General features: G+C 58.5%; 22 protein-coding genes. 10 read left to right on the plus strand and 12 right to left on the minus strand.

Annotation, left to right across the window (positions count from 1 at the left end):
- Window positions 1–64: 64 nt before the first annotated feature.
- Entirely contained in the window at window positions 65–2,041 is a 1,977-nt protein-coding gene (locus ROR01S_RS02195) for an alkyl/aryl-sulfatase (protein WP_004864681.1), read from the plus strand.
- Window positions 2,042–2,078: 37 nt separating this feature from the next.
- On the opposite strand, the gene ROR01S_RS02200 is transcribed toward ROR01S_RS02195, so the two are convergent.
- Window positions 2,079–2,714, minus strand: coding sequence for a helix-turn-helix domain-containing protein (locus ROR01S_RS02200; RefSeq protein ID WP_064359128.1), 636 nt, complete (start codon window positions 2,712–2,714; stop codon window positions 2,079–2,081).
- Between the two features lie 216 nt (window positions 2,715–2,930).
- On the opposite strand from ROR01S_RS02200, the gene ROR01S_RS02205 reads away from it, so the two are divergent.
- Window positions 2,931–4,907, plus strand: a complete 1,977-nt coding sequence (locus ROR01S_RS02205; protein WP_064359070.1) for an alkyl/aryl-sulfatase — start codon at window positions 2,931–2,933, stop codon at window positions 4,905–4,907.
- 190 nt (window positions 4,908–5,097) lie between these two features.
- The gene (locus ROR01S_RS02210) at window positions 5,098–5,520 is read left to right on the plus strand and encodes a universal stress protein (protein WP_032724796.1); all 423 of its coding nucleotides are present in this window, start codon (window positions 5,098–5,100) and stop codon (window positions 5,518–5,520) included.
- Here ROR01S_RS02210 and ROR01S_RS02215 read toward each other — a convergent pair.
- On the minus strand, window positions 5,504–6,445 hold the full coding sequence (locus ROR01S_RS02215) for a LysR family transcriptional regulator (RefSeq protein WP_015583858.1): 942 nt from the start codon (window positions 6,443–6,445) through the stop codon (window positions 5,504–5,506). The two genes, ROR01S_RS02210 and ROR01S_RS02215, sit on opposite strands and share 17 nt — an antisense overlap.
- Before the next feature lie 124 nt (window positions 6,446–6,569).
- Here ROR01S_RS02215 and ROR01S_RS02220 point away from each other — a divergent pair, with 124 nt between their 5' ends.
- Both ROR01S_RS02220 and ROR01S_RS02225 read left to right on the plus strand, forming a co-directional pair.
- On the plus strand, window positions 6,570–8,381 hold the full coding sequence (locus ROR01S_RS02220; protein ID WP_004864692.1) for an adenine deaminase: 1,812 nt from the start codon (window positions 6,570–6,572) through the stop codon (window positions 8,379–8,381).
- A gap of 2 nt (window positions 8,382–8,383) precedes the next feature.
- Window positions 8,384–9,727: an NCS2 family permease gene (locus ROR01S_RS02225; RefSeq protein ID WP_015583857.1), complete on the plus strand. Its 1,344-nt coding sequence runs from the start codon at window positions 8,384–8,386 to the stop codon at window positions 9,725–9,727.
- Here ROR01S_RS02225 and ROR01S_RS02230 read toward each other — a convergent pair.
- Window positions 9,724–10,650: a LysR family transcriptional regulator gene (locus ROR01S_RS02230; protein WP_064359071.1), complete on the minus strand. Its 927-nt coding sequence runs from the start codon at window positions 10,648–10,650 to the stop codon at window positions 9,724–9,726. The genes ROR01S_RS02225 and ROR01S_RS02230 overlap by 4 nt on opposite strands.
- A 187-nt stretch (window positions 10,651–10,837) precedes the next feature.
- On the opposite strand from ROR01S_RS02230, the gene ROR01S_RS02235 reads away from it, so the two are divergent.
- Window positions 10,838–11,155, plus strand: coding sequence for an RcnB family protein (locus ROR01S_RS02235; RefSeq protein ID WP_064359072.1), 318 nt, complete (start codon window positions 10,838–10,840; stop codon window positions 11,153–11,155).
- 101 nt (window positions 11,156–11,256) lie between these two features.
- Here ROR01S_RS02235 and apbC read toward each other — a convergent pair whose 3' ends face one another.
- Entirely contained in the window at window positions 11,257–12,366 is a 1,110-nt protein-coding gene (apbC, locus tag ROR01S_RS02240; RefSeq protein ID WP_015583856.1) for an iron-sulfur cluster carrier protein ApbC, read from the minus strand.
- Between the two features lie 153 nt (window positions 12,367–12,519).
- On the opposite strand from apbC, the gene metG reads away from it, so the two are divergent.
- The gene (gene metG / locus ROR01S_RS02245; RefSeq protein ID WP_064359129.1) at window positions 12,520–14,553 is read left to right on the plus strand and encodes a methionine--tRNA ligase; all 2,034 of its coding nucleotides are present in this window, start codon (window positions 12,520–12,522) and stop codon (window positions 14,551–14,553) included.
- 192 nt (window positions 14,554–14,745) lie between these two features.
- Window positions 14,746–15,207, plus strand: coding sequence for a YehR family lipoprotein (locus ROR01S_RS02250; protein WP_015583854.1), 462 nt, complete (start codon window positions 14,746–14,748; stop codon window positions 15,205–15,207).
- A 76-nt stretch (window positions 15,208–15,283) separates the two neighbouring features.
- Here ROR01S_RS02250 and ROR01S_RS02255 read toward each other — a convergent pair whose 3' ends face one another.
- The 3 genes from ROR01S_RS02255 to ROR01S_RS02265 are packed head-to-tail and all read right to left on the minus strand — an operon-like array spanning window position 15,284 to window position 18,206.
- On the minus strand, window positions 15,284–15,751 hold the full coding sequence (locus ROR01S_RS02255; RefSeq protein WP_004864709.1) for a YehS family protein: 468 nt from the start codon (window positions 15,749–15,751) through the stop codon (window positions 15,284–15,286).
- A 53-nt stretch (window positions 15,752–15,804) separates the two neighbouring features.
- A complete protein-coding gene (gene btsR, locus ROR01S_RS02260; RefSeq protein ID WP_004864711.1) occupies window positions 15,805–16,524 on the minus strand; it encodes a two-component system response regulator BtsR in 720 nt (239 codons plus the stop codon).
- Entirely contained in the window at window positions 16,518–18,206 is a 1,689-nt protein-coding gene (locus ROR01S_RS02265; RefSeq protein WP_004864713.1) for a sensor histidine kinase, read from the minus strand. The genes btsR and ROR01S_RS02265 overlap by 7 nt, the downstream gene beginning before the upstream one ends.
- A 209-nt stretch (window positions 18,207–18,415) precedes the next feature.
- Between ROR01S_RS02265 and ROR01S_RS02270 the strand changes: the two genes are divergently transcribed.
- Both ROR01S_RS02270 and ROR01S_RS25680 read left to right on the plus strand, forming a co-directional pair.
- Window positions 18,416–19,147 carry a MerR family transcriptional regulator gene (locus ROR01S_RS02270; protein WP_044350053.1) on the plus strand — a complete coding sequence of 244 codons (732 nt, stop codon included), beginning with the start codon at window positions 18,416–18,418 and terminating at the stop codon, window positions 19,145–19,147.
- Window positions 19,148–19,206: 59 nt separating this feature from the next.
- On the plus strand, window positions 19,207–19,320 hold the full coding sequence (locus ROR01S_RS25680) for a protein YohO (RefSeq protein ID WP_004103838.1): 114 nt from the start codon (window positions 19,207–19,209) through the stop codon (window positions 19,318–19,320).
- Here the strand turns inward: ROR01S_RS25680 and ROR01S_RS02275 are convergent.
- The 5 genes from ROR01S_RS02275 to bglX form a co-directional block, all read right to left on the minus strand.
- A complete protein-coding gene (locus ROR01S_RS02275; protein WP_064359073.1) occupies window positions 19,295–20,032 on the minus strand; it encodes an ABC transporter permease in 738 nt (245 codons plus the stop codon). The two genes, ROR01S_RS25680 and ROR01S_RS02275, sit on opposite strands and share 26 nt — an antisense overlap.
- On the minus strand, window positions 20,016–20,963 hold the full coding sequence (locus ROR01S_RS02280) for an ABC transporter ATP-binding protein (protein WP_015583852.1): 948 nt from the start codon (window positions 20,961–20,963) through the stop codon (window positions 20,016–20,018). The genes ROR01S_RS02275 and ROR01S_RS02280 overlap by 17 nt, the downstream gene beginning before the upstream one ends.
- Window positions 20,956–22,113 (minus strand): ABC transporter permease, encoded by a 1,158-nt coding sequence (locus ROR01S_RS02285; protein WP_004864722.1) that lies wholly within the window; start codon window positions 22,111–22,113, stop codon window positions 20,956–20,958. Before ROR01S_RS02285 ends, ROR01S_RS02280 begins: the two co-directional genes overlap by 8 nt.
- A gap of 7 nt (window positions 22,114–22,120) precedes the next feature.
- Window positions 22,121–23,038 (minus strand): glycine betaine ABC transporter substrate-binding protein OsmF, encoded by a 918-nt coding sequence (gene osmF / locus ROR01S_RS02290; RefSeq protein ID WP_004864724.1) that lies wholly within the window; start codon window positions 23,036–23,038, stop codon window positions 22,121–22,123.
- 200 nt (window positions 23,039–23,238) lie between these two features.
- Window positions 23,239–25,536, minus strand: a complete 2,298-nt coding sequence (gene bglX, locus ROR01S_RS02295; RefSeq protein ID WP_064359074.1) for a beta-glucosidase BglX — start codon at window positions 25,534–25,536, stop codon at window positions 23,239–23,241.
- Between the last annotated feature and the right edge of the window lie 50 nt (window positions 25,537–25,586).

The following is a 25,586-nucleotide window of genomic DNA, read 5'->3' on the forward strand; positions in this document are numbered from 1 at the left end:
ACAAATCTTAACATGACGTCATATCGAAAATACCGAGTGAATCAGCGAAAACATGAGGATTCCAATGAGCTTAACCCCCATAGTGAAAGGAATGGCATTAGCAGGAATGCTATCGGCCATTACCCTTCCCGCCTGGGCTGAGGTTGCACCGGGAGAGGCAACAGCAGCAACAAAGCAAGCGAATGACGCACTGTATAATCAGCTCCCTTTCTCCGATAACACCGATTTCACCAACGCCCACAAAGGCTTTATCGCCGCCCTGCCTACCGAGGTCATCAAAGGCGAGCAAGGCAACGTGGTCTGGGATCCGCAGCAGTACGCCTTCATTAAAGAGGGAGAAAAAGCGCCGGATACCGTTAACCCGAGCCTGTGGCGCCAGTCTCAGCTGATCAACATCAGCGGTCTGTTTGAAGTCACCGACGGCGTGTACCAGATTCGTAACCTCGACCTGTCCAACATGACCATCATCGAAGGGAAAGAAGGGATTACCGTGGTTGACCCGCTGGTTTCCGCCGAAACGGCGAAAGTGGGGATGGATCTGTACTATAAAAACCGCGGTAAAAAACCGGTCGTGGCGGTTATCTACACCCACAGCCACGTTGACCACTACGGCGGCGTGCGCGGCGTGATCGATGAAGCCGACGTGAAAGCGGGCAAAGTCAAAATCTATGCGCCGTCCGGCTTTATGGAAGCCGCGGTGGCGGAAAATATCATGGCCGGTAACGTCATGAGCCGTCGCGCCAGCTACATGTACGGCAACCTGCTCAAGCCTGATGCCAAAGGCCAGGTGGGCGCCGGGCTGGGGACCACCACCTCCGCCGGTACCGTGACCCTGATTGCCCCGACCAATATCATCGAGAAGGACGGGCAGAAAGAAGTTATCGACGGCCTGACCTACGACTTTATGCTGGCGCCGGGCTCCGAAGCGCCGTCTGAAATGCTGTGGTATATCGAAGAGAAGAAACTCATCGAATCGGCGGAAGATGTCACCCATACCCTGCACAACACCTACTCCCTGCGCGGCGCGAAAATTCGTGAACCGCTGCCATGGTCGAAATATATCAACGAAGCGATTGTACGCTGGGGTGATAAAGCTGAGATCATCATGGCTCAGCACCACTGGCCGACCTGGGGCAACGAAAACGTCGTTAACCTGCTGAAAAGCCAGCGTGACCTGTATCGTTATATCAACGACCAGACCCTGCGCATGGCCAACGAAGGGCTGACCCGTGACGAAATCGCAGCCAAATTCAAGCTGCCGGACAGCCTGGCGCATACCTGGGCGAACCGCGGTTACTACGGCTCCGTCAGCCATGACGTGAAGGCCACCTACGTGCTGTATCTCGGCTGGTTTGACGGCAACCCGGCGACCCTCGACGAACTGCCGCCGGAAGAAGCGGCGAAGAAATTCGTGGAATACATGGGCGGCGCCGATGCCATCATGAAGAAAGCGAAAGAAGACTACTCGCAGGGTAACTACCGCTGGGTCGCCCAGGTGGTCAGCAAGATTGTCTTCGCCGATCCGCAAAACCAGGATGCGCGTAACCTCGAAGCGGATGCCCTGGAGCAGCTGGGCTATCAGGCCGAATCCGGTCCGTGGCGTAACTTCTACCTCACCGGTGCGCAGGAATTGCGTAACGGCGTGCAGAAACTGCCGACGCCGAACACCGCCAGCCCGGACACCGTGCGCGCCATGACGCCAGAAATGTTCTTCGACTACCTGGCCGTGCATATCAACGGTGAAAAAGCCGGTAAGGCCAAAGCGGTATTTAACATCGACCTCGGCAATGACGGCGGCAAATACAAGCTGGAGCTGGAAAACGGCGTGTTGAACCACACCGCCAATGCCGAAGCGAAAGATGCCGATGCAACCATCGTGCTTGACCGCGCGACGCTCAACAAAATCATCCTGAAAGAAGAGACCCTGAAACAGGCTGAAGATAAGGGCGAAGTGAAGGTCACCGGTAACGGTGAGAAGCTGAACGAGATGCTGGGCTATATGGACAAGTTTGAATTCTGGTTCAATATCGTCACGCCGTAACGCCTCGCTCCCGCAGCCCCGGCTGCGGGAGTATCCCCTAGTACTCCTCCGGCAGCGGCCGATCGATGGAGATCAGCTTGCCCCTCACCATCGTGATGTAGCCCCCGGCTTTCAGGTCAGCCAGCACCCGGAAAACGTGAGTCCGCGACAGGTTCGTTCGCTTAATGATAAACAGCGCCAGCCCTTCATTTTCGCCTTTATGGGTTTGCTGGCGGTAAAGATACCGAAACAGCATCGGCCGAATCGTCTGATAGCTGGTCAGCTGCCGACGTTCGTTGTGCAGATCGAGCGTGAAGATAGTCATGTACGCCATGATCGTCACCAGCTCCTGAACGCGCTGCGGGTTATTGTGGATAAAAATACGGTCGAATGCGGCATAGGGTATTTTGATCAGTTCTACCGGCGTCACCGCACTATATTCAAACTTCGCCAGCGGACAATACCTTTCCAGCAGGCCAACCGGCATATGTTCAATGGTATTACCGACAATTAATCTATTCCCGGGCATGAACATCGCGATCGATCCAGCCATGCAAAAATAAATATAGCCGGGGTTTAATTCTATTTTGTTATTTATTCCTACGGATAACGCTTCGCCTTCCTCGATTATTTCTGCGAGATAGGTATCTATTTTCAGCGTTTGATAATAGCTGTGTACTTCCTGAAAATTCACGCGTTTCTCCTTCCAGCACCGGTGGCTGTCGGCTTTAGTATAGCAGCGAATATCACGCTTATTCACTACGGTATTACTCCGCTTGCTGACCAGTCCCATATGGGACTATCGCCCGCATGCATTTTCCTTACAATGGTCAACAATGAATCCAGATTTGCTTTCGTCGTTTCATCATTATTCTTTACCGCCGACGATAATTATCCAAGAGGCCCTTCAATGAAATTAAATAAAATCGCAAAACATCTGGCGCTGGCCGGTGTTTTAACAACGCTGTCGGTTTCTGCTTTCGCGCAGATTATGCCGAAAGAGGCCACCGCAGCCACTCAGCAGGCAAATAACGCGCTGTATAACACGCTGCCGTTTGCTGATAAAACCGACTTTGACAATGCACATAAAGGCTTTGTTGCCGCCCTGCCGCAGGACGTCATTAAAGGCGAACAGGGTAACGTTATTTGGGACCCGGCAAAATACGACTTCATCAAAGAAGGGGAAAAAGCGCCGGCCACCGTCAATCCGAGCCTGTGGCGTCAGTCGCAGCTGATCAACATCAGCGGTCTGTACAAAGTCACCGACGGTGTTTATCAGATCCGTAATCTTGACCTCTCCAACATGACCATTATTGAGGGCGCGAAAGGGATCACTATTATTGACCCGCTGCTGAGCGCAGAACCGGCAAAAGAAGGTCTGGAGCTGTACTTCAAAAACCGCGGTAAAAAACCGGTGGTGGCCATTCTGTTCACCCACAGCCATGTTGACCACTACGGCGGTATCCGCGGGGTGGTGGATGAAGCCGATGTGAAATCGGGCAAAGTCAAAATTTACGCCCCGGCCGGATTTATGGAAGAAGCCGTATCAGAGAACATTATGGCCGGCAACGCCATGAGCCGCCGCGCCAGCTATATGTACGGTAACCTGCTGAAGCCTGATGCTAAAGGCCAGGTCGGCGCCGGACTGGGCACCACCACCTCCGCCGGTACCGTGACCCTGCTGCAGCCAACTCACTATATTACGCACACCGGGCAGGAAGAAACGATCGACGGCCTGACCTACGACTTTATGATGGCCCCCGGCTCTGAGGCACCGTCAGAAATGCTGTGGTACGTCAAAGAGAAGAAAATGATCGAAGCCGCGGAAGACGTGACCCACACGCTGCACAATACCTATTCGCTGCGCGGCGCAAAAATTCGCGATCCGCTGGCCTGGTCGAAATATATCAATGCCGCCATCGAACGTTGGGGCAACGATGCCGAAGTCATTATTGCCCAGCACCACTGGCCGACCTGGGGTAACGACAACATCGTTAAGCTGATGAAAGGTCAGCGCGATATGTATCGTTATATCAATGACCAGACTCTGCGCATGGCCAACGAAGGGCTGACCCGTGATGAAATCGCCGCTAACTTTAAGCTGCCGCCATCGCTGGAAAAACAGTGGGCAAGCCGCGGCTACTATGGTTCGGTAAGTCATGATGTGAAAGCCACCTACGTGTTCTATCTCGGCTGGTTCGATGGCAACCCGGCAACCCTTGACGAACTGGCGCCAGAGCAGGCGGCGAAGAAGTTTGTCGAATACATGGGCGGCGCGGATAAGGTGCTGAAAAAGGCCCAGGATGATTACCGCCAGGGTAACTACCGCTGGGTCGCTCAGGTCACCAGCAAAGTGGTCTTTGCCGACCCGAAAAACCAGCAGGCGAAAAACCTGGAAGCGGATGCCCTGGAGCAACTGGGCTATCAGGCCGAATCCGGTCCGTGGCGTAACTTCTACCTCACCGGCGCCCAGGAGCTGCGTAACGGCGTACAGAAACTGCCGACGCCGAACACCGCCAGCCCGGATACCGTACGCGCCATGACGCCGGAAATGTTCTTCGATTATCTGGCCGTCCATATCGATGGCGTGAAAGCCGGCCATGCTAAAGCGGTGTTTAATATCGACCTCGGCAAAGACGGCGGGAAGTACAAACTGGAGCTGGAAAACGGCGTGCTTAACCACACCGCCAACGTCGAAGCGAAAGATGCCGACGCCACTATCACGCTGAGCCGCGACACGTTGAACAACATCATCCTGAAACAGGAGACGCTGAAGCAGGCTGAAGAGAAAGGCGACGTAAAAATTAGCGGTAATGGCGCGAAGCTGGACGAAATGCTGAGCTACATGGACAAGTTTGAGTTCTGGTTCAACATCGTCACCCCGTAATTCCCCGGGCTACGCTGCTCCACGACCTTCGGCCGTGGGGCATTTTGTCTTTTCCCTCGGCTTTAACCTTCATCTCTCTTCAGCGAACCGGCGCCCGCTCTCCCGCGCCATTTGCATTCCCACTGCGGCGGGCACAAAATGAACATCAGGGAGCGACGTTCCCGGTCCCTCCACTCGTCGAGGTACGGCTATGCCCGTTTATCACCATGCCCTGGTGCTGATTAACAGCAGCCAGGACGGCGTTCCGCTGCTCCAGCATGCGGCCAGAATGGCGGAAGAGAACGCTATGCGCATCACGCTCGCCCATATCAGCACCGATTATCGGGCGCTGAATTACGTCTCCGACAGCCTGCTGAACGACGATGTGTCTCAGGAGGTGATCCAGGCGAAAGTGCTGCTCAATGAGCTGGCGACCAGCGTCTCGCTGCCGGTGCAAACCCTGTCGCTGGTCACCACCCGCCGTTTTGAAGATGTTGAAGCCTGCGTAAACCAGCGGGGGATTGACCTGATTATCGCCGGGCATCACAACCGCCTGCTGGGAGTCATGGCATCTCATTCGCTGGAGTATATTAATCATCTGACGATAGACGTGCTGATCAGGCATCTGCCCTGAGCCGCGCCGACGACTCGCGTAGCGAATTGAGCAGCAGCGTAAAGCACTGCTCAATCAGCGGCGGCAGCGGCTGCGGCCCACGCATTATCGCCACCGTCCGCGCCAGCGCCGGCTGCTGGAGCTGCGCGATTTTCAGCACCGGATCCTGCAGATGGGTGGTATACAGCTCGGGCAGAATGGCAATCGCCAGACGCGAGCGCACCAGGCCATACAGCGTTTCAATATAGTCGACCTGAAACCGCGTGTTCAGCGTCAGACGATGGCTTTCCGCCAGCGCGCCAACCAGTCGCTGAATGTTCCCTTTCGAGAACACCGCAATATCGCGTCCGGCGAGAAGTTTCCACGGCAGGTGCGGCTGGTCTGCCAGCGGATCGTCACCGTGCAGCACCGCCACAAACGGATCTTCACGCAGCGGGTAGACCTGTAGCGCGGCGGGTAGCGAGCTGTCGATGGCGCCGATACCGAAATCAATCTGCCCGCTTTGCAGCTCACGCACCAGCGCATCATTGGTCTGATCGTGAAACTCGACCCGCAGCCGGGGAAAGGTTTGCGCCAGCACCTGCGGCAGAAGCGGAAAGAGCAGCGAGCTCACCGAGGGCACCAGACCAATACGCACGGTACCATCGCCGCCGGCCGCGACAATCTGTTCCATGTCATGAAACGCCAACTGGGCCACGCTCAGCACGCGCCGGGCGTGCGGCAGAATGGCGGCGCCCAGTTCGGTCAGCGTGACCGACGAGGCGGTGCGGTTTACCAGCTTGCCGCCCAGCACCGTTTCGATTTGCCGCAGGGCGCTGCTCAGCGCCGGTTGGCTGATAGCCAGACGGTTGGCGGTATCGGTAAAATGACGCAGCTCCGCCAGGGTAACAAAGTACTGTAGCTGTTTAAGAGAAAGCGCAGGCAGGCGCTGCCACGGTTCGGTCATCTTATTCTTCGCTAAGGGTAATCGGGTAGAATAACCCGAGCTTATCGGGTGATAAATTTATTCATCTGGGCAAACGTTTGCTGTGCCCCTAGAGTACCCCCATTATCCTTGTGCCGGAGTTGTTATGTCCAGCAATGCTGAAAACCGCCGCCGCGCCGTCATGGCCGCCCGGGGCGAAATACCTTTTGACCTGTTGTTGACCGGGGCGCAGATAGTCGACATGGTCACCGGTGAAGTCCGCGAAGCCGATGTCGGCATCACCGGCGAGATGATCGCCAGCGTGCACCCGCGCGGCAGCCGCGCCGATGCCCACCAACGCCATGCGCTGGACGGCGCCTACCTGTCACCGGGGCTGATGGATACCCATGTCCATCTCGAGAGTTCCCACCTCCCTCCCGAACGCTACGCGGAAATTGTCCTCGCCCAGGGAACCACCGCGGTCTTCTGGGACCCGCATGAGCTGGCCAACGTCCTCGGGGTCGAAGGCGTGCGCTATGCCGTCGCCGCCAGCCGCCATCTGCCGCTGCAGGTGATGGTCGCCGCCCCCTCCAGCGTACCCTCGACGCCGGGGCTGGAAATGTCCGGCGCCGATTTTGCCGGAGCGGAGATGGCGACCATGCTGGCATGGCCGGAAGTGCGCGGCGTGGCGGAAGTGATGGACATGCACGGCGTGCTCAACGGCAGCGCCCGGATGCAGGAGATTGTTCAGGCCGGTCTCGACAGCGGCAAGCTGATTGAAGGCCACGCCCGCGGCCTGAGCGGCGCCGATCTCCAGGCCTACCTCGCGGCGGGCGTCACCTCCGATCATGAGCTAACCTCCGCGGAAGACGCGCTGGAAAAGCTGCGCGCCGGTTTGACCCTCGAAATTCGCGGCTCGCACCCCTATCTGCTGCCGGATATCGTCAAGGCCCTGAAAACCCTGCCGCATCTCTCCTCGCAGATCACGGTGTGCACCGACGATGTCCCGCCGGATATGCTGCTGGAAAAAGGCGGCATTATCGCCCTGCTCAACCTGCTGATTGAACACGGTCTCGCCGCCACCGACGTCCTGCGCTTCGCCACCCTCAACGCCGCCATTCGCCTGCAGCGTCACGATTCAGGGCTGATTGCCGCCGGCCGCCGCGCCGACCTGGTGGTATTTGATTCACTGGAAAGACTTGAGGCCCGGAAAGTGTACGTCGCCGGGAAACTGGTCGCCCGCGACGGCGCGCTGCTCCAGCCCATTCCAGCCGCAGAGGGTGTCACTCCGCCGCGCAATACGCTGCAGCTGGCGCCGCTGAATACCGAGGATTTTGTGCTGCGGGTCCCCGGTATTGTCCACGGCGTTGCCCGCCTGCGACATATCCGCGGCGCGCGCTTTACGCAGTGGGGAGAAGTCGAGGTGCAGGTACGCCACGGCGAAGTTCAGCTGCCCGCTGGATTTAGCCTGATTTGGGTGAAGCATCGCCACGGCCGCCATCAGGCGACGCCGCAAATCGCCCTGCTCGAGGGCTGGGGAGAGCTGCGCGGCGCTATCGCCACCAGCTACTCGCACGATTCACACAACCTGGTGGTGCTGGGACGTAACGCTGAGGATATGGCGCTGGCCGCCAACCGGCTGATTGCCTCCGGCGGCGGGATGGCGCTCTCCCGGCAGGGGGATATTCTTGCCCACGTGGCGATGCCGATTGCCGGCATGCTCTCCGATCTGCCGGCGGCAGAACTCGCGCGGCAGTTCCGCGAATTACGCGACCTGAGCGCAGAAATCGCCGACTGGGAGCCGCCCTACCGGGTATTTAAGGCCATCGAAGGCACTTGCCTCGCCTGCAATGCCGGACCACATTTGACCGATTTAGGTTTGACCGACGGCACCACCCGCCAGATTGTCGAACCGCTGATAGACTGCCGGGAAACCCCGGCCACCGACCCTCACAACAATAATCTCCGGGGAGCCTGAGCATGGCCGACAACACACTGCATACCTCAACACAAGGAAGCTGGCTGGAGCGCCGTTTTGCCCTGCGCTCCCGCGGCAGCACGCTGCGTACCGAGTGCCTCTCGGGGATCACCGGCTTTCTTGCGGCCGCCTATCTGCTGGTGGTCATCCCCGGCCTGCTGGCGGTGGGCGGCATGGACAAAGGCGCCGCCACCACGGGCACGATTCTGGTCTTCGTCGCCGGTACGCTGCTGATGGCGTTTTACGCTAACCTGCCGTTTATCGTCGGCCCAGGCATCGGCGGCTCGGTGCTGGTGGGCGTCACCCTGGCCGGTAGCGAAGGGATCGGCTGGCAAATTGGCCTCGGCATCGCCTGCTGGTCAGGTATTCTGTTCTTTCTGTTAACCAAATTCGGCCTGCGTGAAGTGGTCACCCGTTCGGTCCCCCAGTCCATCAAGCTGGGACTGACGGCTTCAATCGGTTTGTTCGTGGCGGTGCTCGGTTTTCGCAATGCCGGCCTGGTGCTGGCGAATGCCAAAACCAATGCCCTGATGCTGGGTGATTTCTTATCTCCCGGCGCGCTGGTGGCGCTGTGCGGCCTGTTTCTGGCGATTGCGCTGCAGGCGCGGCGCATCCCGGGCGCCATTTTATGGGCGATTCTGTTTGCCACCCTGGTGGGGATTCCGGCGGGGGTCACCCGTCTGCCGGACAGTTTTATCGCAATGCCGCACTCGCTGGCGCCGGTCTTCGGCCACGTCGATATGCTGGGCGCGCTGAATATCGCTTTCCTGCCGTTCCTGTTTGTCTTTTTCGCCTCTGAGTTTTTCTCCACCATGGGGACCACGCTGGCGGTGGGCGGCGAAGCGGGACTGCTGGATGAAGAGGGCAATATGCCGCACATTAACCGGCCGTTTATGGTCGACTCGATTGCGGCAGCCCTCGGCCCGTGGCTGGGGATCCCGGCGGCGACCGCGCTGATTGAGTCTTCCGCCGCCGCCGAAGCGGGCGGTAAAACCGGGCTCACCGCGCTGGCCGCGGCGGTTATGTTCCTGCTGATGCTGCTGTTTACGCCGATCGCCCTGATGATCCCCAAAGAGGCCACTGCTCCGGCGCTGATCCTGATTGGTCTCAACATGTTTAGCGGCCTGCGCAAAGTCGATCTCTCCAGCTTCACCGACGGGCTGCCGGTATTAATGATGGTGATGATCACCCTGATCGCCAACAGCTTCGGTACCGGTATCGCCGGCGGGCTGCTGTTCTACATCATGATTAAAACGGTCGCCGGAAAGTGGCGAGAAATCCCGCTGGGTTTATGGATCCTTGCCGTTCCGCTGGTCTACTATTTCGCCACCCTGGTGAGGCACTAAACGTCCACAGGCCCGCGTAGCGCGTCGGCCTGCACCGTTTCACAGTGCGCTTTGACCTCTTCATAGAGTAACCGCACCGCCGCAGAAAGCTGCTTGCGGTGCGGGCAAATCATATTGAGCGGGACTCTGTCGCCCTGATAGTGCGGCAGCAGAATCTGCAGGCGTCCTGCGCGAATATCATCGCTGACATCCAGCGCTGACTTATAGGCAAACCCCTCCCCTGCAATGGCCAGGCGGCGAATCACCTCGGCGTCGTCGCTGATGATGTCGCCGGAAACCTGCATATGTTCAACCACGCCGTTGAGACTTAAGGTCCAGCGATCGAACTGCCTGCCGCGCAGTACGTACAGGAGCGCAGGGTGTTGCGCCAGCGCCTCCGGCGTCTGCGGCTCGCCGTGCCGGGCAATCCACTGCGGAGAAGCCACCAGCACCCGCCGGTTTTCCGGCGCGACGGGGAGAGAAATAAACGAAGCATTGTCGTTGTCACCGTAGCGAAAGGCGACATCGACCGGATCTTTAAACACATCGGTCCGATGGTCGGAAAAGAGAATGCGCAGCTTCAGCGCCGGGTGCCGCTGGCGAAAGGCGCGGAAGACGTTCAGCAGCAGATTACGCCCCAGATCGGAGGGTACCGCAATTTGCAACGTCCCGCGGACCTCGTCGTCCGGCACCTGAATTTTTTGCAGCCCGGCATGCAGCGTATCCAGCATCTGGGTGGCATAGGGCAGCCAGGTTTCCCCTTCGGGCGTCAGACGTAAGCTGCGGGTAGAGCGCGCAAAAAGACGAATATTGAGCGTGGTCTCCAGGCGCTTAATCGCCGCACTCACCTGCGCCGGCTGCTGCCCGACCTCCCGCGCCGCATCGCTAAAACTCCCCAGCGCCGCCGCACGAACAAATAGCGTCAGATCTTCCAGTCTGAACATATTGACTCCCGAATCCTGCTACCAGGATTGTTCTCAAAACCGCCGCTCGACGCCAAATCAGGCAACCGGCCCATCGTTTTCTTACATTTTTAACGCAACCAACGCTTGCCTTCCCGGCCATGCTTCAGGAATGATACGAGGCTGCGATTTTGTGTCCAGGGTAATCCAGGATAATAATGAGGAAATTATGCGTAAAACAAAAATGATGCTTCTGGGCGTACTGTTGGCCAGCACCAGTACCGTCTGGGCAGCATCCACCGGCGGCGTACAAAAATATGAACTTGATGGTTTCACCGCAGACTTCACGCAGTTTCGCGTAGGCGACACCGTGCCGCCGCTTTATCTGACGCCAGAATACACCATTAAACAGTGGCAGCAGCGTAACCTGCCCGCGCCGGACGCCGGTACTCACTACACCTATATGGGCGGCAGCTACGTGCTGATCACCGATACCGAAGGTAAAATTGTCAAAATTTACGACGGCGAAATCTTCTATCAGCACTAATGGCTGACGGTCCGTCGGCTGACGGACCAACAAAAACGCCCTGTCCTTTTGCTGTCCGCTGCGGATCAGAAAAGTCCAGGGCGTTGTGCTATCCGCCGACGCTACACCGCGCGGAAGGCAATCTCACCGGGAATCACTTCCCCCTGCCAGTAGAGCCGGGCCGCCACGCGTCCCGCCAGCTGACGGTAAATTTCGGTGAACTCGCTCTCCGGACGGGCAACCACGGTCGGCTTACCGTTATCCAGATCTTCACGCAAATTGATGTGCAGCGGCAGCTGGGCCAGCAGCTGAGTGTGGTATTGCTCCGCCAGCTTTTCGGCGCCGCCGGTGCCGAAAATCGGCTCATGGTGACCACAGTTGCTGCAGATATGGATACTCATGTTTTCGACGATGCCGAGGACCGGAACGTCCACCTTCTCAAACATCACGATGCCTTTTTTCGCATCGATCAGCGCGATATCCTGCGGCGTCGTCACCACTACCGCGCCGGTGACCGGGATATTCTGCGCAAGAGTCAGCTGAATGTCGCCGGTGCCTGGCGGCATATCCAGCACCAGATAATCCAGATCCGGCCACAGCGTCTCCTGCAGCATCTGCAGCAGCGCCTTGCTGGCCATCGGACCGCGCCATACCATGGCGTTATCGTCGGTCACCAGGTAGCCGATGGAGTTGGTGGCGAGGCCAAATTTCATGATCGGCGCCATATGGGTGCCATCTGGCGAGGTGGGACGCTGATCTTCCGCACCGAGCATGGTGGGAATCGACGGACCATAAATATCGGCATCGAGGATCCCGACTTTCGCCCCTTCCGCGGCCAGCGCCAGCGCCAGGTTCACCGCCGTGGAGGATTTACCCACCCCGCCTTTGCCGGAGCTGACGGCAATAATATTTTTGACCCCGTTGACGCCCGGCTGATTTTTTACCCGTTTCAGCGTGGCAATGTTATGCGACAGCTTCCAGTCAATCGCCTGCGCGCCGGTAATGCGCAGCAGGTCGGCGCTACATTGCTCTTTTAAATCTTCAAAAGCACTGTGCCAGACAAACGGCATCTGGATCTCGATATGCACGGTATCGTCGAGCCAGGCGACGTGGTGCAGTGCCTTCAGCGCGGTGAGATTATGCTTCAAAGTGGGGTGCTGGAAATTAGCCAACGTTCCGGCGACCATCGCACGTAGACGTTCGGGGGATTTGGCCTGGGATTGCGAATTCATCCCGACTCCTTTGTTGTTATGAGAGGCTTTCAGTAATCATTGAGTTTATCACAGCTGAGGATTATCCATATATGGTCAGCCATTTATGGCGCACCCAGTGCCCTTTTGGTAATATCAAAAGCCCTTTTTACAACAGAAGATGTAATGCTCACTATGACTCAAGTCGCGAAGAAAATTCTGGTAACGTGCGCGCTGCCGTACGCTAACGGCTCAATCCACCTCGGCCACATGCTGGAGCACATCCAGGCTGATGTCTGGGTCCGTTACCAGCGAATGCGCGGCAACGAGGTCAATTTCATCTGTGCTGACGACGCCCACGGCACGCCTATCATGCTGAAAGCTCAGCAGCTTGGCGTCTCTCCGGAGCAGATGATTGGCGAAATGAGTCAGGAGCATCAGACCGATTTTGCGGGCTTTGATATTAGCTACGACAACTACCACTCGACGCACAGCGACGAGAACCGCGAGCTGTCTGAGCTGATCTACGGCCGCCTGAAAGAGAACGGTTTTATCAAAAACCGCACCATCTCTCAGCTTTACGATCCGGAAAAAGGGATGTTCCTGCCGGACCGTTTCGTGAAAGGCACCTGTCCGAAGTGTAAATCACCGGATCAGTATGGCGATAACTGCGAAGTGTGCGGCGCGACCTACAGTCCGACCGAGCTGATCGACCCGAAATCGGTGGTTTCCGGGGCGACCCCGGTGATGCGTGAATCCGAGCACTTCTTCTTCGACCTGCCGTCCTTTAGCGAAATGCTGCAGGCGTGGACCCGCAGCGGCGCGCTGCAGGAGCAGGTGGCGAACAAAATGCAGGAGTGGTTCGAGTCCGGTCTGCAGCAGTGGGACATTTCCCGCGACGCGCCGTACTTTGGCTTCGAAATCCCCAACGCGCCGGGCAAATATTTCTACGTCTGGCTGGATGCGCCGATCGGCTACATGGGCTCCTTCAAGAACCTGTGTGACAAACGCGGCGATAGCGAAAGCTTTGACGCCTACTGGAAGAAAGACTCCGACGCCGAGCTGTATCACTTTATCGGCAAAGATATCGTCTACTTCCACAGCCTGTTCTGGCCGGCGATGCTGGAAGGCAGCGGTTTCCGCAAGCCGACCAACCTGTTCGTTCACGGTTACGTCACCGTCAACGGCGCCAAGATGTCCAAATCACGCGGCACCTTTATCAAGGCCAGCACCTGGCTGAACCATTTTGACGCCGACAGCCTGCGTTATTACTACACCGCCAAGCTCTCTTCGCGCATCGATGATATCGACCTGAACCTGGAAGATTTCGTACAGCGCGTGAACGCCGACATCGTCAACAAAGTGGTAAACCTCGCCTCGCGCAACGCCGGTTTTATCAATAAGCGTTTCGACGGCATGCTGTCCGCTGAGCTGGCCGATCCGGCGCTGTACAAAACCTTCACCGATGCGGCAGCAAGCATTGGCGAAGCGTGGGACAGCCGCGAGTTCGGTAAAGCCATCCGTGAAATCATGGCGCTGGCCGACGTGGCTAACCGCTACGTTGACGAGCAGGCACCGTGGGTCGTCGCCAGACAGGAAGGCCGCGACGCCGATCTGCAGGCTATCTGCACCATGGGCCTGAATATGTTCCGCGTGCTGATGACCTGGCTCAAGCCGGTCCTGCCGCAGCTGACCGCCCGCGCCGAAGCCTTCCTCAACAGCGAACTGAACTGGGATGCTATCCAGCAGCCGCTGCTGTCGCATAAGGTCAACACCTTCAAGGCGCTGTACAACCGCATCGAGATGAAGCAGGTTGAGGCGCTGGTAGAGGCATCGAAGGAAGAGGTGAAGGCGCTCTCGGCTCCGGCCACCGGCCCGCTGGCGGACGATCCGATTCAGGACACCATCACCTTTGACGATTTCGCCAAAGTGGATATGCGCATCGCGCTGATTGAAAACGCCGAATTTGTTGATGGTTCTGACAAGCTGCTGCGCCTGAGCCTCGATCTGGGCGGCGAGAAACGTAACGTCTTCTCCGGCATTCGTAGCGCCTACCCGGATCCGCAGGTGTTGATTGGTCGCCTGACGGTGATGGTGGCCAACCTGGCGCCGCGTAAAATGCGTTTCGGCATCTCGGAAGGGATGGTGATGGCTGCGGGCCCTGGCGGGAAGGATATCTTCCTGTTAAGCCCTGACAGCGGCGCCCAGCCGGGTCAGCAGGTAAAATAATCCCGCATCAAGCGCTGCTCCGGCAGCGCTTTTTTTGTCCCTTCCGCCCTCTCTTCCGCGCCGCCACCGTCGGACCATTCAGCCCCCTGCTGCCTTTTCTGTGCGTTGCGCGCTACGGCAATCCTGACAATAATCAACCTGTCTGCCGATTGAAAAACCGGTACGTGATTCACTATCAACCAAGGGACCGTGATGAACATTTACCGCAGGATGGTTACCGCTCTGGCGGCTTCGCTTGTGATTGTCGGCCTCGCAGGCTGCGATAACCCCGACGAAAAGAGCAAAACCTTTACCCGGATGGAAAACGGCGTCGGGCTGGTGTTTACCTACCATTATGTCGGTGACAAAGTCCTGCGTCAGGAAGCTAATAACACCATTCCCTATCAGACCATCGGCGCGGCGAATCAGGAGCAGGCGCGGGCGTTAATTGAACCGATGAGAAGCGTTTATCTCGACGTTAAAGGCGTGGAACAGAGCATCGATTACAAAGATAGCGAGGCGCTGGAACATCTCAGCGTGGATTTTACCCGGGCTAACATGAGCGAACTGTGTAAGCTGCCCGGCTCAATGGTGACCAACTGCGCGCTGCAGGAGGTGTCGATGTCGGTATCCGAGAAGCTCCTCGCCGAACAGGGTTTTACAGAGGTGAAATAGGTCTCGCAGATCCGGGGCGGCACAGAGGACTTGCCCGGCCGGCACAGCGCCGACCGGGCAAAACAGGTGAGCAAGATTACGCTTTGCCGTGGATGCGCTCGGTCAGACCGCGCAGGAAATAGCGCAGGAACTGGTCACCGCATTCGCGGAAATTTTTATGATCCGGCGCGCGCATCATGGCGGTGATTTCCGGCATCGAAACGCGAAACTTTTGCTGAGTCAGAATGGCGAGGATGTCATCGCTCTTCAGCGAAAAGGCGATGCGCAGCTTTTTCAGCACGATATTGTTATTCACCCGACGCTCAACCGCCAGCGGCGGGGCCGCCTCATCTTTCCCGCGTTTGTCATAGATCAGGCCGTTGAGGAAGATCGACAACATAATGTCCGGGCAGCGCTGGAAGCCCTCTTCGTCCTCCTTTTTCAGCCACGGTACCAGCTGCTCTGCGCTGACGACGGAATCGCCCAGCGCAAAAATGCGCACCAGGTCGTTATTATTGGTTTTCAGGGTGTAGCGCAGGCTACGTAAGATATCGTTACTGATCATAATGCCTTCATGATGAAAAATGCTGGCGCTAAGTCTACCATGATTCCGTCGTTTTACAGACCAATCGCCTCTTTCAGACTTTTTAAGTAGCGACGGCTCACCGGCACCGTTTGCCCGGCCCGCATCAGCAGCTCCGCCTGGCCGTTTTCCTCAAGGCGAATCTCTTTCAGGTGGGCCATATTCACCAGATACTGTCGATGACAGCGCAGCAGCGGCGTCCGGCTCTCAAGGGTGCGTAAGGTCAGCTCCGTAAACCCCTCCTTCCCCTCACGATCGGTGACATAAATTCCGCTCATCCGGCTGCTGACAAAGGCGACATCCTCCATCTGCAGCAGCCAGATTCGGCTGTGGCCGGTACAGGGAATATATTTCAGCGCCTGCTGGGTATCGTCGAGCAGCGAGATATCCTGCAGGCTACGCTCCTGGCGCAGACGCGCCAGCGTCTTCTCCAGCCGCGGTGCTTCGATGGGTTTCAGCAGATAATCAAACGCATGCTCTTCGAACGCCTTCACCGCATACTCGTCAAAAGCGGTCAGAAACACGATGTAAGGCCGGTGTTCAGGGTCGAGCATCCCGACCATTTCCAGGCCGCTGATCCGCGGCATCTGAATATCGAGAAACAGCACGTCCGGGCGCAGCTTGTGCACCGCGCCAATCGCTTCAACCGCGTTCGCGCACTCCCCGACGATCTCAATATCGCTGGCGGACTCCAGTAAAACACGCAGATTTTCTCGTGCCAGCGGTTCATCATCAACTATCAACACTTTTAACACGCGTTCTCCTCCAGAGGCAGTCGCAGCGTGACGCGGGTGAAACGTTCCGCTTCACAGGTCACGGTAATGCCGCAGTCGGCGCCGAAGCGCGCCCGTAAACGGCGATCTACCAGGCTCATTCCCAGCCCGCTGGCGTTGGGATTGTCCTGGTACAGGCCGGCGTTATCCTCAATATCTAACTGCAGCCAGCGCTCGTGCTGGCTGGCGCGAATGGTAATTTCCCCTACCCCGAGATGCTGCGACGTGCCGTGTTTAATGGCGTTTTCAACAATCGGCTGCAGCGTAAACGCCGGCAGCTGATGGTGAGCCAGCGCGTCGGGCACCAGCATCTGAATCTGTAAATTGGCCTGGAAACGCGCTTTCTCAATTTGCAGATAGGCATTCACGTGTTCAATCTCATCCGCCAGCGTCACAAACTCCGACGGCCGCTTCAGATTCTTGCGGAAAAAGGTCGACAGGTACTGCACCAGCTGCCCGGCCTGATCGCTGTCGCGGCGAATCACCGCCTTCAGGGTATTCAACGCATTAAACAGAAAATGGGGATTCACCTGCGCGTGGAGCAGCTTGATCTCCGATTGCGTCAGCAGCGCCTTCTGCCGCTCATACTGCCCGGCGAGGATTTGTGCCGACAGCAGCTGAGCGATCCCCTCTCCGAGCGTGCGATTGATGGAGCTGAACAGGCGGTTTTTCGCTTCATACAGCTTGATGGTGCCGATCACCCGCTGATTTTCACCGCGCAGCGGGATAACCAGCGTCGACCCCAGCTTACAGTTGGGATGAATGGAACAGCGGTAGGGGACTTCATTGCCGTCGGCATACACCACTTCGCCGCTATCAATCGCTTTTTGCGTATAGGATGAAGAGATAGGTTTGCCCGGCAGGTGGTGGTCGTCGCCGATACCGGTAAACGCCAGCAGCTTGTCGCGATCGGTAATGGCCACCGCGCCGATATCGAGCTCCTGAATAAGCACCTGCGCCACCTTCATGCTGTTCTCTTCGTTGAATCCCTGGCGCAGGATCCCCTCGGTCGAGGCCGCCACCTTGAGGGCGGTGGCGGAAAAAGCCGAGGTGTACTTCTCAAACATCGCTCGCTTATCCAGCAGGATACGCATAAACAGCGCGGCGCCTACGGTGTTGGTCACCATCATCGGCGCGGCGATGCTTTGCACCAGATGCAGCGCGTCCTGAAATGGCCGGGCGATCAGCAAAATGATCATCATCTGCACCAGCTCGGCAAAGAAGGTGATCGCCCCGGCGGTGAGCGGGCTGAAGACCTTATCCGGCCGCCCGCGCTTGACCAGCACGCTGTGAACCAGGCCGCCCAGCAGCCCCTCGACTATGGTGGAAACCATGCAGCTTAACGCCGTCATACCGCCGAGCGAGTAGCGGTGCAGCCCGCCGGTCAGCCCCACCAGGCCGCCGACCACCGGGCCACCGAGCAGGCCGCCCATCACGGCGCCGATGGCGCGGGTATTGGCGATCGAGTCTTCAATATGCAGACCGAAATAGGTCCCCATAATGCAGAAAATGGAGAAGGTCACGTAGCACAGCAGCTTATGCGGTAGACGAACGGTAACCTGCATCAGCGGGATGAACAGCCGTGTCTTGCTCATCAGCCACGCAATGACCAAAAACACGCACATCTGCTGAAGCAGCAGCAACACCAGATCAAACTCGTACATACCCACAGACCACGCTTCACTCGAAAGCGCGTAACATACACTGCCGGGTCATCACTTTCTTTGAAGCACTACAAGAAAATCACAAATCATGGTCAGGATCACACTTCTTGCCCGCCTCTCGTCACTTAAACGAACAAAAAATGAGCGAATATTTCCTCTTCCGTAAACAGCTTCTACAGTTATAGGGGAGACTTTGCGGGAGAGGATATATGGCGCTTTATACGATTGGTGAAGTGGCTCAGCTCTGTGACATTAACCCCGTAACGCTTCGCGCCTGGCAACGACGCTACGGATTGCTGAAACCGCAGCGCACCGACGGAGGGCACCGCCTGTTTAACGAGCAGGAAATTGACCGAATCCGCGAGATTAAGCGCTGGATTGATTCCGGCGTTCAGGTGAGTAAGGTCAAAACCTTGCTTAACGACAACACGAGTGGAGAGGAAGACGGCTGGCGGGAGCAGCAGGAGATTCTGCTGGGGTATCTCCACGACGGCAGCTACCACCGTTTACGGCTGTGGATCAAAGAGCGCAGCCATAGCTATACGGCGCTGACCCTGGTCAACCATCTGTTTATCCCCTTACGCCACCGCCTGCTCAGCCCGCAGCCGACGCTTACCGCGCTGCGCAGCATCCTCGACGGGATTCTCATCAACCATGTCGCGCACAGCCTCGCCAGCGCCTGGAAACGTCCGGGCAGCCATGCGCTGGTGCTCGGCTGGAATGTCAACGACACCACGCGGCTGTGGCTGGAGGGCTGGATCGCCTGCGAACAAGGCTGGCGGGTCGATGTCCTCCCCCACTCTCTGACCCACATCCGTCCCGATCTGTTTCCTGACAGCACGCTCCTGGTATGGTGCGGCGAAACCCCGACCCTGGCGCAGCAGGATCAGCTCCAGGCCTGGCAGCAGCAGGGGCACGTTATCTGGCTAAATAGCAATTAATGTTTCATTAACACCTGTGCTTCACCGTATAATCCCTCCGTTAACATCAGGAGCCTATTATGAAGCCAGCGAAAATTGCGGTTATCACCCTCTTCTTATTCATGGCCATCAGCGGCATCGGCGGCGTCATGCTGGCCGGTTACTCGTTTATTGTGCGCGGTGGTGTCGGCTGATTCGCCGGTTCAACCGTTCAAAGCCGCGGTCGACGATAATCGCCGCCAGCGCGACCAGCAGCGCCCCCTGAATGACATAAGCCGTATTGAATCCGCTCAGGCCGATAACGATCGGCGTGCCGAGCGTATTCGCCCCGACCGTTGACGCAATGGTCGCCGTTCCGATATTGACGATGGTCGATATCCGGATACCGGCCAGCATCACCGGCGCAGCCAGCGGCATCTCCACGCGAATAAGTCTCTGCCAGCCCGTCATGCCCATCCCGTTGGCGATACTCACGACCCCCGACGGCACGGCGCTCAGCCCGGCCAGGGTCCCCTGCAGGACCGGTAATATGCCATACAGCGCCAGCGCAATCAGCGCAGGCTGCCAGCCAAACCCCAGTACCGGAACGGCAATCGCCAGCACCGCCACCGGCGGAAACGTTTGTCCCATCGCGGCGATGGTCTCCACCAATGGACGAAACTCGCGGCCTGCGGGACGCGTCACCGCCACCCCGGCCCCGACGCCCACCACCGTCGCCGCCAGGCTGGAAAGCACCACCAGCCAGCAGTGGGCGAAAGTCAGGGCGACAAAACTCTCCTGCTGATACACCGGGCGCGGCAGCTCGGGGAACAGCGCGCTGAATAGCGGCGTGCTATAAGGCAGCAGCAGCAAAATGGCGATAAACAGCGCCAGCAGCCACAGCAGCGGATCACGAAGTACGCGCATGCCGCACCTCCTCGCCGAGCAGATCGGCAAAATGCAGCGTTCCGCACGCCTCCCCCTGTTCATCCACTACCGGCAGGACGTCGCAGCGATGGGCAATAAACTGCGACAGCGCTTCGCGCAGCGTCATCGCGACGTTGAGCGTATCGCCGGCAAGCCGTTCATTACGCCGCAGATAGTCGCCCACCCCGCGCAGCGACAACAGCCGGACGCCCAGTTCGCTGCGGCCAAAAAAAGTCTCGACGAAGGTATTTTCAGGCTCGAGCAGCATCTGCAGCGGCGCCCCCTGCTGGATCACTTCGCCACCGTCCATCAGCACCAGGTGATCCGCCAGCCGCAGGGCTTCATCAATATCGTGGGTCACCAGCACAATCGTCCGCCCGAGCAGCCGATGGATGCGGATCATCTCCTGCTGGAGCGCTTCCCGGGTGACCGGATCCAGCGCGCCAAACGGTTCGTCCATCAGCAGGACTTCAGGATTGGCCGCCAGCGCCCGCGCCACGCCAACGCGCTGCTGCTGACCGCCGGAGAGCTGATGCGGATAGCGCTCCCGCAGCGTCGGCTCCAGCCCCAGCAGCGCCATTAATTCGTCAATGCGCGCCGCGATTTTGCGCTGCGGCCATTTTTGCAGCTGCGGGACGGTGGCGATGTTCTGCGCCACCGTCCAGTGCGGAAACAGGCCGATAGACTGAATGGCATAGCCCATGCGTCGACGTAGCGCCAGCACCGGCTGCTGGCGAATATCCTGCCCGGCAAAACGGATGGTGCCGCTGTCATGTTCGATCAGCCGGTTAATCATTTTCAGGGTGGTTGATTTCCCCGAGCCAGAGGTTCCGATCAGGACCGAGAATGCGCCTTCGCGCAGGTGCAGGTTCAGGTTTTTCACCGCCGGCAGCCCGGCGAAGGATTTGTTGACCCCGTTAAATTCAATCACCCGCTTCTCCTTTCAATAATGCCCCCCACAGCGCAAACAGCGCGTCGACCACCACCGCCAGCGCAATCGTCGGCATCACTCCCAGCAGTACCAGATCCAGGGCGCTGCTCAACAGCCCCTGGAAGACCAGCGCACCAAACCCACCGGCGCCGATCAGGGCGGCGACCACCGCCATTCCGACGGTTTGCACGCTCACCACCCGCAGACTGCGCAGCAAAACCGGCAGCGCCAGCGGCAGCTGCACGTGCCAGAAGCGCTGCGCGCCGCTCATCCCCATCGCCGCGGCGCTCTCAAGCACATCGCGCGGTACCTGCTGTAAACCGGTCACCACCCCGCGAACCAGCGGCAGCAAGGCATACAGCACCAGCGCAATCAGCGCTGGCGTCATCCCGGTGCCGGAAATGCCGCGCTCCGCCAGACCGGGGAAATGGCGGGCGAGACCGGCCAGCGGCGCGATCAGCAGACCAAACAGCGCCACGGAGGGAATCGTTTGAATAACATTGAGAAAGGTAAACACCGGGGCCTGCCACCGCGGCCGGCGCCAGAGGCCGATGCCTACCGGCAGCCCGATCAGCAGCCCCGGCAACAGCGTGCCAAACAGCAGGGTCAAATGTTGACGCAGCGCGTCATCAAACACCTCCTGACGGTTGGCATACTCTTTCAGTAGCGAGAGCTGATTCAGCGCTCCGCTGCCGAGCAGCACGCAGGGAATCAACCAGATTTGCACATTGAGCAGCCAGCGCCAGTGCGCCCGCGTGGTCAGACGCCGGATTGTCTCGCTGGCCAGCAGTAAGCACAGCGCCAGCGCCAGCCACAGGCCGCTTCCCGGCGAGGTGCGGGCCAGCGAGGAGCCGCTGTGCGCCAGCTGTACCGCCGTCTGCCCCGCCCCCCAGAACAGCAGCGCCAGCAGCGCATCCAGCATCAGCAAGCTCAGCAGCAGCGGCCTGCGTCCCGGTAGCCAGCAGAGCAGAATCAGCAGCAGCGCGCCGCAGACCTGCACCGCCGTCAGCCACGGCGCGAGTTGCCAAAGCCAGCGTCCCTCCCCGGAGAGCAGACGGTTAGGCGCATAGTTGACGAACGGCAGAGCCACCACCAGCAGCAGCAGACAGGCCAGCAGCAGCGATACGCGGTTATAACAGCGAATAGCCACCAATAATCTACTTCAGCAGCCCTTTTTGCTGCAGATAATCTGCGGCAACTTTTTTCGCGTCCAGCCCTTCCACGGCAATACTGGCATTGAGCTGTTGCAGCGTTTTCTCGTCAAGGCTGGCAAAGACCGGCTGGAGCCATTGCGCGATCTGCGGATAGGCTTTCAGCACCGCTTCGCGCACCACGGGCGTCGGGGCATAAATCGGCTGTACGCCCTGCGGATCGCTGAGCGTTTGCAGCCCCAGCGCCGCCACCGGCCCGTCGGTTCCGTAGGCCATTGCCGCATTCACCCCGGAAGTCTGCTGGGCCGCCGCTTTGATGGTCACCGCCGTATCGCCCCCCGCCAACGACAGCAGCTGACTTTGCTTGAGCTTGAAGCCATAGGCTTTTTCAAAGGCCGGGAGCGCATCCGGACGTTCGATAAATTCGGCGGAGGCGGCGAGCTTAAAGTCGCCCCCTTTTTGCAGCCAGGCGCTGAGATCGGCCAGCGAGGTCAGATGATTTTTTTCCGCCAGATCCTGACGCACGGCAATGGTCCAGGTGTTATTGGCCGGCGCAGGCGTCAGCCAGATAAGCTTATTCTTCTGCGCGTCGAGGGTTTTGACCTTCTCATAACCCTGCTGCGCGTTCTTCCACGCCGGGTCGTTTTCGTCTTTAAAGAAGAAGGCGCCGTTGCCGGTGTATTCCGGATAAATGTCTAATTCCCCCGCCGTAATCGCCCCGCGTACCACCGGGGTGGTTCCCAGCTGGATCTTATTCACGGTTTTCACGCCATGACTTTCCAGAACCTGCAAAATAATATTGCCCAGCAGCGCCCCTTCGGTGTCGATTTTTGAGCCAACTTTGACCGGCTCCGCCGCCTGAAGCGGCAGGCTGACCAGCGCGACCAGCGCCAGCGCGCCTGACCAGATACGTGCCTTTATCATCCCCGCGTCCCTCTTAATTTGCGCTCCATTAACAGGAGCTTAAGAGAAAAGCGTAGTTCATTTAGTGCATCCAGAAAAAGAAAAGGCCGAATATTCGGCCTTTGAGAAGGATGACAACGCTGTTTTAAACAGGGCGCCCGCGTTTCTGCCGGGAGGCGGCTGGCGCCTGGCCCGGCCGGCGAAACCCGCCGTTTCCTCGCTTACAGCAGCTCGAATTCACTCTGCTTCACGCGGGCGGAGTCGACGCCAATAAAGACGTTGAATTTTCCCGGCTCGGCATCGTATTTCATTTTCTGATTCCAGAACTTCAGGGCGTCAATTTCAATCGGGAAGGCGACGGTTTGCGTCTCTCCCGGCTTGAGGGTCACGCGCTTAAAGCCGCGCAGCATTTTCACCGGACGGCTCATCGAGGCGGTCACATCCTGCAGATAGAGCTGAATCACCGTTGCGCCTTCGCGCTTGCCGGTGTTGGTCACCTGTACGCTGGCGGTGACGCTACCGTCGCGCTGCAGGGTCGGCGCCGACATTTTGACGTCGGAAACGCTAAAGGTGGTGTAGCTCAGGCCGTAGCCGAACGGGTACAGCGGGCCATTCGCTTCATCAAAGTAGCGGGAGGTGTATTTGTTCGGTTTATCGGCATTGTACGGACGGCCGGTATTAAGATGGCTGTAGTACACCGGAATCTGCCCCACCGAGCGCGGGAACGACATCGGCAGTTTACCGGACGGGTTGGCATCGCCGAACAGCACATCGGCAATGGCATGGCCCCCCTCGGTCCCGGCGAACCAGGTTTCGAGGATAGCGTCAGCCTGCTGATCTTCTTTCACCAGCGCCAGCGGACGACCGTTCATCAGCACCAGTACCAGCGGCTTACCGGTGGCTTTCAGGGCGCTAATCAAATCGCGCTGGCTCTGTGGCAAGGTGATGTCGGTACGGCTGGAGGCTTCATGGGCCATGCCCTGCGCCTCGCCCACCACGGCCACCACCACGTCGGACTGTTTCGCCGCCGCCACCGCTTCATCGATCATCGCCTGCGGCGAGCGCGGATCGACCTGCACCGCTTTCTCATACAGGTTGAGGAAATCGACAATACCTTTATCGTTGGTGACGTTAGCGCCGCGGGCATAGATAACCTTGCCTTTGTCGCCCAGCGCCTCTTTGATGCCGGTCAGCACCGTCACCGACTGATCCGCCACCCCTGCCGCCGACCAGCTGCCCATCATGTCACGTTTGCTGTCAGCCAGCGGCCCGATAACCGCAACGGTTCCCGATTTTTTCAGCGGCAGCGTCTCCAGACGGTTCTTCAGCAGCACCAGGCTTTGCCGGGCGACTTCGCGCGCCTCCTGGCGATGCAGGCGGCTTTCGGCGTTGGTATCCTGCGGATCGGTTCCCTGCGGACCGAGATGGCTGTACGGATCGTTAAACAGCCCCATATCATATTTAACGTTGAGCACGTGGCGGGTGGCGTCATCCAGCTCCGCCATCGTCACCTTGCCGGATTTAACAAGCCCCGGCAGGTATTTGCTGTAGTACTCGTCGCTCATACTCATGTTGATGCCCGACTTCAGCGCTACCCGCACGGCATCTTCCGGATCGGCAGCAACGCCGTGCTTGATCAGCTCTTTGATCGCGCCGTGATCGGAGACGGTGATGCCTTTAAAGCCCCAGTCATCGCGCAGCACCTCTTTCAGCAGCCAGGCATCGGAGGTCGCCGGCGTGCCGTTCAGCGAGTTGAGCGCCACCATCACCGCGCCGCTCCCGGCATCCAGCCCCGCTTTATACGGCGGCATATAGTCGTTGAACAGGCGCTGCGGGCTCATATCGACGGTGTTGTACTCTTTGCCCCCCTCCACCGCGCCATAGGCGGCGAAGTGCTTCACGCTGGTCATCACCGAGTAGCGATCCGCCGGGCTTTTGCCCTGCATCGACTCAACCATCGCCCGTCCCATTTCGGTGGTCAGATAGGTATCTTCGCCGAAACCTTCCGAAGCGCGGCCCCAGCGCGGATCGCGGGAGACATCGACCATCGGCGCCCAGGTCATGTTGAGACCGTCGTCGGCGGCTTCATACGCCGAAATACGCCCCACCGTCTTTACCGCGTCCAGGTTAAAGGAAGAGGCCAGACCAAGGCTTATCGGGAACACGGTACGCTGACCGTGAATCACGTCATAGGCGAAAAACAGCGGGATTTTCAACCGGCTGAGCTGCATGACCTGGTCCTGCATCGCGCGGATATCCGGGCGGGTCACGGTATTGAAAATGGCCCCGACCTGGCCATCTTTGATCATCTCGCGGATCGCCTCTTTCGGGTTATCCGGCCCGACGCTGATCAGCCTTAGCTGGCCAATTTTTTCATCGACGGTCATCTTCTTGAGCAGTTCACTCACGAACGCATCGCGGGCCTGCGGCGTCAGAGGGTGATTGCCGAACAGTTCATCCGCCAGCGCGGGTTGCAGCGCCAGACTGACGGCGACGCCTATAGTGCAGAGCCATTTCATTTTTATCTCTCTTTCTCTCAGGCCGGGGTTACGGCAAAACATAATAAAAA

The sequence above is a fragment of the Klebsiella ornithinolytica NBRC 105727 = ATCC 31898 genome (assembly GCF_001598295.1).
GTDB lineage: Bacteria > Pseudomonadota > Gammaproteobacteria > Enterobacterales > Enterobacteriaceae > Klebsiella > Klebsiella ornithinolytica.